General features: G+C 66.0%; 12 protein-coding genes. 6 read left to right on the forward strand and 6 right to left on the reverse strand.

The window, feature by feature from the left end; genetic code table 11:
• Nucleotides 1-317 precede the first annotated feature (317 nt).
• The 6 genes from ACXJKM_RS29850 (at nucleotide 318) to ACXJKM_RS29875 (ending at nucleotide 5,190) form a co-directional block, all read left to right on the forward strand.
• Nucleotides 318-965 carry a hypothetical protein gene (locus ACXJKM_RS29850; RefSeq protein WP_457356635.1) on the forward strand — a complete coding sequence of 216 codons (648 nt, stop codon included), beginning with the start codon at nucleotides 318-320 and terminating at the stop codon, nucleotides 963-965.
• A gap of 94 nt (nucleotides 966-1,059) precedes the next feature.
• Nucleotides 1,060-1,386, forward strand: a complete 327-nt coding sequence (locus ACXJKM_RS29855) for a DUF6572 domain-containing protein (protein WP_457356636.1) — start codon at nucleotides 1,060-1,062, stop codon at nucleotides 1,384-1,386.
• 54 nt (nucleotides 1,387-1,440) lie between these two features.
• Nucleotides 1,441-1,716 (forward strand): hypothetical protein, encoded by a 276-nt coding sequence (locus tag ACXJKM_RS29860; RefSeq protein WP_457356637.1) that lies wholly within the window; start codon nucleotides 1,441-1,443, stop codon nucleotides 1,714-1,716.
• Nucleotides 1,717-1,792: 76 nt separating this feature from the next.
• Nucleotides 1,793-2,194 carry a hypothetical protein gene (locus ACXJKM_RS29865; protein WP_457356638.1) on the forward strand — a complete coding sequence of 134 codons (402 nt, stop codon included), beginning with the start codon at nucleotides 1,793-1,795 and terminating at the stop codon, nucleotides 2,192-2,194.
• A gap of 323 nt (nucleotides 2,195-2,517) precedes the next feature.
• The gene (locus ACXJKM_RS29870) at nucleotides 2,518-4,953 is read left to right on the forward strand and encodes a glycoside hydrolase family 2 TIM barrel-domain containing protein (RefSeq protein WP_457356639.1); all 2,436 of its coding nucleotides are present in this window, start codon (nucleotides 2,518-2,520) and stop codon (nucleotides 4,951-4,953) included.
• A gap of 57 nt (nucleotides 4,954-5,010) precedes the next feature.
• Nucleotides 5,011-5,190, forward strand: a complete 180-nt coding sequence (locus ACXJKM_RS29875) for a hypothetical protein (RefSeq protein ID WP_457356640.1) — start codon at nucleotides 5,011-5,013, stop codon at nucleotides 5,188-5,190.
• A 78-nt stretch (nucleotides 5,191-5,268) separates the two neighbouring features.
• Here ACXJKM_RS29875 and ACXJKM_RS29880 read toward each other — a convergent pair whose 3' ends face one another.
• The 6 genes from ACXJKM_RS29880 to pqqB form a co-directional block, all read right to left on the reverse strand.
• Nucleotides 5,269-6,426 (reverse strand): alpha/beta hydrolase family protein, encoded by a 1,158-nt coding sequence (locus tag ACXJKM_RS29880; RefSeq protein WP_457356641.1) that lies wholly within the window; start codon nucleotides 6,424-6,426, stop codon nucleotides 5,269-5,271.
• 139 nt (nucleotides 6,427-6,565) lie between these two features.
• Nucleotides 6,566-7,267: a hypothetical protein gene (locus ACXJKM_RS29885; RefSeq protein ID WP_457356642.1), complete on the reverse strand. Its 702-nt coding sequence runs from the start codon at nucleotides 7,265-7,267 to the stop codon at nucleotides 6,566-6,568.
• Nucleotides 7,268-7,269: 2 nt separating this feature from the next.
• Nucleotides 7,270-7,764: a hypothetical protein gene (locus ACXJKM_RS29890; protein WP_457356643.1), complete on the reverse strand. Its 495-nt coding sequence runs from the start codon at nucleotides 7,762-7,764 to the stop codon at nucleotides 7,270-7,272.
• Nucleotides 7,761-8,369 (reverse strand): hypothetical protein, encoded by a 609-nt coding sequence (locus tag ACXJKM_RS29895; protein ID WP_457356644.1) that lies wholly within the window; start codon nucleotides 8,367-8,369, stop codon nucleotides 7,761-7,763. The genes ACXJKM_RS29890 and ACXJKM_RS29895 overlap by 4 nt, the downstream gene beginning before the upstream one ends.
• The gene (locus ACXJKM_RS29900) at nucleotides 8,369-9,013 is read right to left on the reverse strand and encodes a hypothetical protein (protein WP_457356645.1); all 645 of its coding nucleotides are present in this window, start codon (nucleotides 9,011-9,013) and stop codon (nucleotides 8,369-8,371) included. The genes ACXJKM_RS29895 and ACXJKM_RS29900 overlap by 1 nt, the downstream gene beginning before the upstream one ends.
• On the reverse strand, nucleotides 9,010-9,945 hold the full coding sequence (pqqB, locus tag ACXJKM_RS29905; protein WP_457356646.1) for a pyrroloquinoline quinone biosynthesis protein PqqB: 936 nt from the start codon (nucleotides 9,943-9,945) through the stop codon (nucleotides 9,010-9,012). The genes ACXJKM_RS29900 and pqqB overlap by 4 nt, the downstream gene beginning before the upstream one ends.
• Nucleotides 9,946-10,400: the final 455 nt, after the last annotated feature.

The raw sequence follows: 10,400 nt of genomic DNA on the forward strand, positions 1-10,400 counted from the left end.
CGCATTTACTGTGGGCCGCGTACCGTTGGGCTTTGCCGTCATGTGCCAGCTCGCCTCGCCGCCCTCAGCCTTCTATGCAGTTTCTGTCCGTCGCCTCGCACCTCTTGCGCTCCGGCTTCCTTCAGACAAACCCTCGCGGGCCTGCCCTTGCCTTCGGCTCGTGGTTATCCTTGCTCACGATGAGTCCAAGTCGGTACTCCCACAGGGGACTTCCACCCCATAAGTTCGCGCCCATGCTGGGCGCACACCCATCATTGCAGCGGACCTGCGCCAGCTTTGCTGGCTGGTCCGCTGAATTCCAACGTTAGGCCGCAATCATGAAATTCGGCGTGCTCGCGGGAAACAGTCATATCAACTCCCGGATCTATCGGATGTTCGAAGAACTTCACCCATCTGATCCTGCGCTGTTTGCAAGAAAGTTCAAGACCGTACGAGACGATGAGCGATTTCACACATTTCGTGAACTGATCATCGGAGCTAAGTTCAGGCGGCAGGGATTCGATTTCCGCTATGAACACAAAGTACTGGGCAAGACCCCCGACTGGGTCAGCGTCGATGAATCGGGACAGGTTCAAGAGATTCTTGATGTAGTCACGCTTCATCAGAGGCGAGAAACTGAAACAGACATGGTGGGAACCTTGTCTACAGGCGAAGTCTGGACCGGCTGGGTCACAATTCCACCGGATCACATCTACTCAAAGATTGAGCAGAAGGCAAATGCGTATTCGGGCCTCGTGGGTACCTTGGAGAAGCCCTATGTCGTTTGCCTATTTGGTGAATTCACTGCCTGCGTAGATCCCGAAGAAGTGCAACACGTTCTGTACAGCCATCATGGCGGAGTGTTTGCAAACTCGCCGATGCTGGCTGGTGTTATTTACTTTGTTGAGCGCTCTGGAACTTACGACTTTTCGCACTTTCCAAATCCAGCAGCAACCTATCCGTCTGCTCTCCTACATGCGATATGACTGCTTGTGTCCACATGCGGCCTAACCGGTCGTCCGAGCGGACTGCCCTCGGCAAGCCTCGGTCAGCCGCTCAACTTCAACGTTATCCAGCACGATGACGATCAAGGATGCCTCCACCATAGATGCTCTCGGCCTGGACCGACTCTCGGGCGAAGCAGTGTTGACTGTTGTCGATCCCCTTGAGTGGAGCGACATCGGTGGCCACTCAACGCTCCTTGCAGAAAAGCTAAATCGCTACTTCGGGTTCGTCGAATCGGGCGAAATCTACACAAGCTATCCGGAGGCGCGCGGCCGAAGTCTGCGTATTGACATCGTTTGTCGTTTCGAACCGCCATCCGCCGCCATTGACTACCTGCGGCGCGCCGAAGCGGTGGCAGGCGAGTACCAATGCGCACTTAGCTGGAGGTTCCATGCTGGATAACCGGTCACTGCAGCGGACGGCTTCGCCGCCCGCTGCGCTTTCACGTTGGGCATCATGACCAGCCACCAACCGCCCGCTGAGCTTTTGCCGGCGAAGTTCGAAGTGCGACGACGCGCTGCGCTGGAGGATGTCCGAAAGCAAGAAGGTACAAGCACGAACGCTCGGTTCAATGAGGAGTGCGCTGCTTTCATTTCGGCCGCTACGGCCGGCGATCATGTGTATGAGTTTTGCTCTGCGGAATCGCAGTGGCGACTCGGCTTAGGCTGGGCAGGTTTTGAACTGCAGCGCAACGACTTGATTGTTGCGCGCCTTATTACACGGATGAGCTAGTGCTGAGCATCATGAGGCCCAACCTTTCGCTGCAACGGACGGCTTCGCCGTCCGCTGAGCTCCAACGTTGAACCGCATGAGATTCCGAAGCTATTTCGCTGCCTTAGCTCTTTCCTGTGCCGCGCCGGTATTGGCGGGCGGTGCCGGGCCAATGTGGGTGTTTCCGGTGATTCGGCTTTGCGTTGCGCAAGATGCGGCGTACGCCGATACCTTCCTCGGGCGCTGGATTGCAGAAGGCCGACTGAGGCTTAAGTCGCCGGAATTCACGCAGTGCGCTCGAAAGAAGCAATGGATTCCTAAATACATTTGCGCAGATCTCATGACGCGTGAAACAGAGGAATCACTGTCTCGCCGGAATCTTGAACGACTGGGTGCTTCCTGGAGCGAAGATCTCAAAGTGCTTGAAGTGGCTGGGGCATATGTTCAGGACGCGTCGGAGGCTGAGCTTGCAGAGCGACAGCTGCCTGCTTGCCCATGATCAAGCGGCCCAACCTTTCACTCCAGCGGACGGCTTCGCCGTCCGCTGAGCTTTCACGTTGGGCGACAGCTTTGTAAGTTGACCGGCCGATGATCCCGCCAGAGTGAACTTCCGCTCATGGCCGAAACGAGCTCTCTGCCACTACTTGGGCGCCAACAGCCCGTAGGTTGAGGTGAACAAAGTGAACCCCAACGGTACCGGCGCGTAGACGCTGGGGTTCGCGATGCTCATCCCATTAACCTACGGGCTGCAGCCCGCTGATTTCGGACGAAGCCCCGTGGGGGCTGGGGCTGCCTCTCGAGATTTTCATTGGACACAAATTGATGTTGAGGCTCAACAAGTTCACGCGCCGCTTGCCATGGGCGCTGATGCTGGCGCTCGTCTCGATCACGTCGGCCGCTGAGGAACGCCGTCTTTCAATGGGCTGGCGTTTCATGGCGGGGGAGATCCAGGGCGCGGAGCGGCCCGACTTCGACGACGGCGCATGGCGCCAGGTGGCCGTGCCGCACGACTTCTCCATCCTGGACAAGGCGGACGGGGCGCCACCCTTTGATCCCGCCACCGTGGGTGGCCGCGACTCCGGCTACATCCCTGGTGGCACCGGCTGGTACCGGCGTCATCTCACGCTGACTTCGGCCGAAGCCGCCCGCGTGGTCCGGCTCAAGTTCGAAGCCGTCTACATGGACTCGGACATCTGGCTGAATGGCGAGCCTGTGGGACAGCATCGCTACGGCTACACCGCATTCACGCTGGACCTGACAGGCAAGGTCAAGGCGGGCGACAACGTCATCGTCGTCCGGGCGCGCCATGTGGACTCGTCGTCGCGCTGGTATGCCGGCTCGGGCCTGATCCGCCCGGTGGCTGTGGAACTGCTGGACCCGGTGCACATCGACCCCGACAGCGTGGCGGTTGCGACCCGCGCCGCGACCGCTCAACGGGCGAACCTGGACGTTCGCACACGCCTCTCCAACCGCCAGGCCAAGCCACAGCAGGTGGAAGTGGTCACGACCGTGACCAGCGTCGACGGCAGCGAGACCGTCGCCCGTGCCAGCAAGCGTTATGTCGTGCCGGCGCGCGGCCAGATGGATGCCGGGCAAGCTCTGGCCGTGGACAAGCCCAGGCTGTGGGGGCCGTCGGCACCGCATCTCTACCTGCTTCGCCAGGAGGTGCGCGTCAACGGTGTCGCGACCGATGTGCGCTTGACCCGCTTCGGCATCCGTACCGTGGCGATCGATGCGAAAAACGGCTTGCGCATCAATGGCGAGAAGGTCCTGCTGCGCGGCGGCAACATCCACCACGACAACTACATGCTCGGCGCCGCCGGGCTTCCCGATGCGGATGCGCGCAAGGTCGCGCTGATGAAGGCGGCCGGCTACAACGCCATCCGCAACGCCCACAACCCAGCAAGCCAAGCCACCCTGGACGCCGCCGATGAGCTCGGCATGCTGGTCATCAACGAGGCCTTCGACGCCTGGCGAAACAGCAAGACCAGCGCCGACTACGCGCGCTTCTTCGCTGACAACTGGCAGAAGGACTTGGACAGCCTGATCATCAGCGGCCGCAATCACCCCAGCGTGCTGTTCTGGAGCATCGGCAACGAGATCCGGGAGCAGGGCACGCCCGAGGGCGCGAAGACCGCACGGATGTTGGTCCAGCGGGTCCGCCAGCTCGACGCGACCCGGCCGGTGACCCAGGCGGTCAGCATCGACTCCCCGACGATCGCCAGCGCCTATGGCGAGCTCGACGCGGCCGGCTACAACTACATGCCCCACCTGTTCGAACGCGACCACGAGCAATACCCGTCGCGCGTCATGTACAGCGGCGAGTCCCTGTCCCGATACGCCTTCAACTACTGGCGCCCGGTGGAGACCCTGCCGTGGGTGATCGGCGATTTCGTGTGGACCTCCTTCGACTACCTCGGCGAGGCCGGCATCGGCTGGGTGAACGCCAAGCAGGACTGGAAGACCTGGGGCCCATATCCGTGGCACCTGGCCTATTGCGGAGAGATCGACGCTACCGGGCGCAAGCGTCCCGCCGCCTACTACCGCCAGGTACTGTGGAAGACCGGCATCGACCCGATCGCGGCCTTCGTCGAGCAGCCGGCTGGCACTCGCGCCTTCCCGCACCATCCCTTCTCGGAAGGCGACCCGCACAGCGACTGGACGCTGGAGGACGTGCATCCCAGCTGGTCGTGGGGCGGCCAGGAAGGCAGGCCGCTGAACGTCGCGGTGTACTCGGAGTTCCCGGAGGTCGAACTCTTCCTCAACGACAAGAGCCTGGGGCGGCAGGCCGTTGGCCTCGCCACTGAATACAAGGCCCGGTTCGTCGTGCCCTATGCGCCGGGCCGCCTGCTGGCGGTCGGCTACCGGGACGGCAGGCGCGCTGGCCAGTGGGAGCTGCGCACGGCGGGTCTGCCGACGGCGTTCAAGGCGACCGCGGATCGGTCGCAGCTGAAGGCCAATGGTGAGGACCTGGCCTACGTGACGATCGAGCTGGCCGACAGCGACGGCGTTCCCATCTACGCGCGCGCCGGTGATCGCCAGGTGAAGGTCAGTGTGACCGGCGCCGGCGTGCTGGGCGGCGCGGGCAACGGCGACCCCGTCGATGCGAGCAGCCTGCAATCGGGCGAACGCAAGACCTTCCACGGTCGGATGGTGGCGGCAGTCCGCGCGGGCGCTTCGCCCGGCCCCATCGTGGTTGAAGTTGCCGTCGAGGGCCTGCCGACGCAGCGGATGCGGCTCGATGTGATTGCGCGATGAAACCGCAGTAGCGCAGCGCTGGTCTGGCTGCTGGCCTCGTACAAGGGCCTGCCCAACGTGCTGATGCTGATGACGGGCCTGATCGGCGTCTATACCTTTAGGACCCGCCGCACCACGCTGGGCCGGCGCATCTATGCCCACCATCGCTCACCCGTGCAAGCCCTTCAAGCTTGGCAGGTCTCCAAACCCCATTTGTTCAAGCACGCCGTATACAAACAGGCGGGTCTTGACACCTAGCCACGCGCGATGTCGTTGATCCCATATGCCGCCGCTTGCGTTGGGATTCGCGATGCTCACCCCATTAGCCTACCGAGCTCAGGCCGGCTGCAGCAGCATGCGGCCGAGCGCCTCGGGCCCGGCCGGCTGGGCATCGGGGCGCAGCAGCGCGCGGGCCGCGGCGTCGTTGCGCAGGTGCGCGTCGAAAAAGGCCGCCTCCCAGCCGCGCGTCTCGGCGTTGGCCGCTTCGTTGAAGCCGTGGGTCTGGCCCTTCATCTCCACCACCCAGGCGGGGCCGCCCACGGCGTGGGCGGCGGCCAGCACGTCGGCGGCCGGCACGTTGCTGTCCAACTCGCCGCTGACCGCAAACCAGGGCCGCTTGACGGCAGCGAGGCCGGCGAAGTCAAGGCCGAAGTTCCAGAAATTCGGGCCGGCACCCGGAGGCAGGTTCACGGGCAAGCCCATGGCCCGCGCCGCAGCCATGCCGATGCCGGGAAAGGGCACCGTCCCGAAGCCGGCCTTGATGCGCTCGTCGGCCAGGGACAGGCCGCGCCGCGCGGGGTTCAAGCCGCCCATCAGCGTGAGCACAGTCAGGCCGCCGGCACTGCTGCCGGTGGCGCCGATGCGGGCGGCGTCGATGTGGTCTGCGTAGTGTGGGTGGGCCAGCACATGGTCCAGCGCCGCGCGCACGGCCAGGCTGCGCAGGGCGAACATTTCGCTGCCGCCCGGCGTGCGCCTGTCACCGTGGTAAACGTCGACCACGATGTAGCCCTGCGAGGCCAGGTGCGCGAGCTTTCCGATGTGCCACAGCCCATGCGTGCCCTGCCCGCCGGAGTGAACGATCAGCGGGTAGCGCGCCCGCTCGTCGGCAAACAGCGGCGCCTCGCCGGGCCGCTGCATGTGCGGCAGGCGATACCAGCCGGTCTCCTCAGGGAAGGTGTAGTCGGGGCGGCGGTTGTCGGCCGGCGTCGGGTAGAACACCGTCAGCACCACCGGCAGGCTGCGTCCGGCCAGCGCCCCGGCATACGGCCAGTCCTTGGGCACCTTCACGTCGATCACCAGCGTGGCCTGGCGATCGCTGATCAGCTGGTCCAGGTACAGCGGGCCTTGCGGCGACAGGCTGCCGATGAGGTAGTCCGCCATCGGCGCTGCGGTCGCCGGCTCGGCCTTCATGCAACTGCTGCCCACCGCGTAGGGGCCGTTGCCGGTCGTCCACCCTGCGGCACCGGCCGCGCCAGCCAAGGGCGCCAGCAGCATCCCGCCCAGGAACCTTCGGCGCCCCAAGCGGGCTGCCGTCACACGCGAAACATCCAACACAGCTTTTGCTCCCTCGGCCGACACGGCCGGGGCGCAGTGTGCCGTGCCAGGGAACGGTCCAGCGCTCGGCCCATGGGTATTACTGCCAGGACTCGAGCTCCAGCGTTCGCGAGCCGCCCACCAGCATCGGCGAGGTGGACGGCTCGCTGCGTTCCAGCTTCACGAGGCCGACGCCGCGGCAATACCACTCCAGCGTCGTCAGCGGCTGGTCGCGGTAGCCGGTGATGGCGTCGACGAAGATCTTCACCGTCGCGCTGCCACGCACGCGCAGGCAGGGCGAGAAGCTGCCTGCCGACGTGCGCACCACGTCGGACACCGCCTCGATTTCATAGGTCATGGGGATGTTCGGATGGCTGTGCTTGATCTCGCGCGGGTACTCGGCCGTGCGCATCAGCAAGTAGGCCGTCGTCGGCGCCTGCCATTGCGTGCCGACCACGAACGGCGCCTTCAGCACGAAGCGGCCCGGCGCATCGGCCACCGGGTCGGCCTGCATGTCACTCTTGCTGGCCACGCGCACGATGCCAGCGTCATCAGCGCGCAGCCAGTAGTTCACGCCGCTGTCGCTGCGGCGCTGCCAGGCGGGTTGGTCGTCCAGCACCAGCGTGGCCGAACCCAGCGTGCGCAGCGTCAGGCTCTCGCGCTCGCTGGTGTCGGCGCCGCTTCGCGTCGTGACGGTGTAGGTCCAGCGGTGGCCGGCTTCGAGCGGGAACCACGACTGGCTGTCGGGCGTGCGGCCGCAGCCGGTCAACACCATCGAAGCGAGCAGGAGAGCGCGCCTCATACTCATTTCTCGGGCAGTTGCGGCAGCGGCATGTCGCGCAGCTTCACCTGCTGCTCGTCGCTGCCCGGCCGCAACCAGGCCAGGCCCTTGCGACCGACCTTGGGCTCGGCCGTGCCCAGTTGGGCGATGCCGTTGCGCACCTTCTTCAGGCCCTCGTTGAGCAGGGCATGCAGGTCCTTGCTGTAGGGCAACTGGTAGGCGCGGGGCTGGGTGGCGGGCTTGCCGTCTTCCACAGCGTTGACCCAGACGTAGAGCGCCCCGTCGCGCTTGCCGGCGGGCTCCTCGATGACGGCGGCCAGCAGCACGAAGCGCTCGGGCAGCGGATCGCCGCTGGGCCAGCCCCACAGCGTGTGGATGGCGCCCTCGGCGTAGAAGTAGAAGCAGCTCACGCCGACCACCAGCAGGCCGCGCAGCCACACCGGCCAGCGCGACTGCAGCAGGGCAAGCAGACACAGCAGCAGCAGTGCGGCAAAGCTGAGGATGATGGGCAGAGTCATGGTCTTTGCATCAGACTTTTTGGAAGCGTGTTGACGTTGACGACGCCGCCGTCGGGTTGCAGCGTGAAGCGCACGGCGGTGGCCTCGTCGCCCTTGCGGGCCAGCTTGACCGTGCCGTAGAAGACGACGTCGGCGCGCGGGTTGACCTTGATGACCGTCACGGTCACCGGCACCGGCTGGCCGTCGTTGGACTGGTAGTACTGGACGTTGACGACATGCTCGCCGGGCACCAGGCCGCGCAGCGTCACCACCTCCTGGCGGAAGGGGCTCTGGATGCGCTGGCCGTTGACGATGGTGGCGGCGTTGGCGTCACCGCGGTCGTCGCGGTCCAGGTACATCAGCCCGGCCTCGCGCTGGCGGAACCACACCAGGTTGCCGCCCGGGTCCTGCACCCAGGTGTCGATGTCGTTGGGGCTGTTGTCGGGCCAGGCGACGTTGATCAGGTACTCGGCCTTGGACGGCACGTCGCCGGCCTTGGTGGCACGCGGGTTCATGGCCAGCAACGCCACGATGAAGCAGAAGACGAAGCCGATCAGCAGGTTGAACAGCATGTCGTAGAAGGGGTCGACCTCGGCCTCCCTTGAACCCCGGCGCAGGCGGCGCATCACGCACCGTCCTTTCGGAGCGCGGCGCGCTGGATGTCGGCGACCAAGGCATCAGCGAAGCGGTCCAGGCGCGTCAACTGCAGTCCCAGCAGGATGTTGCCCACCAGTCCCACCATGGTCGTCAGCAGCGCCACGCCCAGGCCGGCCGTCAGGCTGCGCAGCAACTCCTGCGACTGCGCCGGGTCGAAGCTCTGCAGCTTGCCGATGGTCAGCGCCAGCATCGAGAAGCCGATGACCTTGCCCAGCAGCCCCAGCTTGAGCTGGATGCCGTTGACCCACCAGGCCGTGCCATGCGGGCCGTGGCTGTGCTCCAGCAGCAGCTCGGTCGCGATGTCGCCGGGCGCGCCCAGGTATTCGGCCGCCCAGCAGGCCTCTCCGGCGCGGGCGAGCCGCGGGTCGGCGAGCAAGTCACGCTGGCGCTGCAGTTCGCGCGAGCGCTGGCCGCACCACAGCGTGGAGCACAGGAAGACGGCAATGATGACCAGCGTCAGTCCCGTGGGGTCGGCGCCCAGCAGCAGCGCCCAGACGCCGCGCACGCCCAGCAGCCAGCTGCAAAACGCCAGGCCGCCGACGAGGGTCAGCCATTCCAGCCACAGCGGCTCGGCCGGGCGCGAGGGCCGGGGGGCTGCAGTCGCTGTGCTCACAGTTCAATCTCCATGCCGTCGTGCGCCACCTCGATGCCGTGCGCCAGCAGCTCACGGCGCTGGGCGCCGCGGCGATCGAGGATGGGGTTGCTGTGGTGGATGTGGGTGAGCACCTTGCGCGGCGCGCCGCTGGCCTGCAGCGCGTCGATCATCCCGGGCCGTTCGCCGTGGCGGCTCTGCGGCAGGTGGCCCTTGTCGCTGGCGCTGACCGACCCGACGCCGGCCTCCTGCATGCCATGCTCGGTCCAGAAGCTGCCGTCGACGACGACGCAGTCGGCCCGGCGCATCCAGGCCAGTTCGGCCTCGCCCACCTCGGCCAGCGCCGGCGACAGGAAGACGCGCCGGCCCGTGCGCCGGTCCTGCACCTGCAGCGCGATGCACTCGCCTGCCGCCTCGCTGCGCAGCCGCGCATGCCGCGGCGCGCGTGCCGGCACGGCCACGGCGGCAAAGCTCAGCGCCGGAAAGCCCGGGATCTCGAAGCTCGCGCTGCGCACGTCGCCGGCGATGGGCAGCATGCGCCAGCGCACGCGGCAGTAGCTCTCCAGCACATGCAGCAGCGGCAGCTCGGCCGTCAGGTCCTCAAAGACCAGCGGCGTGGCGTAGACCTCCAGTTCGCGGCTCTCGCGCAAGGAGAGCAGCCCGGCCACGTGGTGCAGGCGCGAGTCGAGCAGCACGACGGCGCGGATGGGCATGTCGCCCGCATGGGCCGGCTGCAGCGCGGGCGTGGCGCGGATCTGCTGCGGCAGGTCGGGACTGGCGTTGATGAGCAGCCAGCCCTCGCCGGGCCGGCCGTCCTGCGAGATGGCGATGGCGCTTTGCGTGCGCGCGCTGGCGTCGAGCTCACCGCGGCGCCAGCTGCTGCACAGCCGGCAGTGGCAGTTCCACAGCGGGAAACCACCGCCCGCGCCGGAGCCGAGGACGAGGAGCTTCATGGGAAGCCGCGCAGAAGAAGACGGGACATGGGAGCAGGCAGTCAGCAGGTCGATGCACCCAGGGGTGCAAGACCCGTGCCTTGCCAGAACGCCGTTGCAGCCGGCGTCAATGAGGGGTTTTGCTCCAGTTCGGCACAGCGCGGTGCAGCACTTCCCCCGGGAAAGTCCCGGGCCTGCATTGAGGCCCGGGAACAACGGTTAGGGCCTGTTAACGCTACGGCAGCAGGCCGCGTTGTAGCCAGAAAGCCCGCGAGCAAGGCGCGAAACGAAGCTTGGGTAGGCCCCAAGCGAGGCTTCGCAACGCCGCGCGCGGGCTTTCTGGCTACAACCCGAAGGGAAGGTCAGCCGCCAGGGGCCACTCAGCGTTGCACCGCTTGCCCGCATATCAATGCGGGCGGCGCACTGCGCCTTGATTGGCCCCTGGCGGCTGACCTTCGCGACCTACTGCCGTAGCG

It is taken from the genome of Roseateles sp. P5_D6, assembly GCF_054049415.1.

Bases quoted from the DNA above. Each gene is read 5' to 3' on its own strand.
- ACXJKM_RS29850 (WP_457356635.1), top strand. From the start codon at position 318: ATGAAATTCGGCGTGCTCGCGGGAAACAGTCATATCAACTCCCGGATC.
- ACXJKM_RS29855 (WP_457356636.1), top strand. From the start codon at position 1,060: ATGACGATCAAGGATGCCTCCACCATAGATGCTCTCGGCCTGGACCGA.
- ACXJKM_RS29860 (WP_457356637.1), top strand. From the start codon at position 1,441: ATGACCAGCCACCAACCGCCCGCTGAGCTTTTGCCGGCGAAGTTCGAA.
- ACXJKM_RS29865 (WP_457356638.1), top strand. From the start codon at position 1,793: ATGAGATTCCGAAGCTATTTCGCTGCCTTAGCTCTTTCCTGTGCCGCG.
- ACXJKM_RS29870 (WP_457356639.1), top strand. From the start codon at position 2,518: ATGTTGAGGCTCAACAAGTTCACGCGCCGCTTGCCATGGGCGCTGATG.
- ACXJKM_RS29880 (WP_457356641.1), bottom strand. From the start codon at position 6,426: ATGCTGCTGGCGCCCTTGGCTGGCGCGGCCGGTGCCGCAGGGTGGACG.
- ACXJKM_RS29885 (WP_457356642.1), bottom strand. From the start codon at position 7,267: ATGAGGCGCGCTCTCCTGCTCGCTTCGATGGTGTTGACCGGCTGCGGC.
- ACXJKM_RS29890 (WP_457356643.1), bottom strand. From the start codon at position 7,764: ATGACTCTGCCCATCATCCTCAGCTTTGCCGCACTGCTGCTGCTGTGT.
- ACXJKM_RS29895 (WP_457356644.1), bottom strand. From the start codon at position 8,369: ATGCGCCGCCTGCGCCGGGGTTCAAGGGAGGCCGAGGTCGACCCCTTC.
- pqqB (WP_457356646.1), bottom strand. From the start codon at position 9,945: ATGAAGCTCCTCGTCCTCGGCTCCGGCGCGGGCGGTGGTTTCCCGCTG.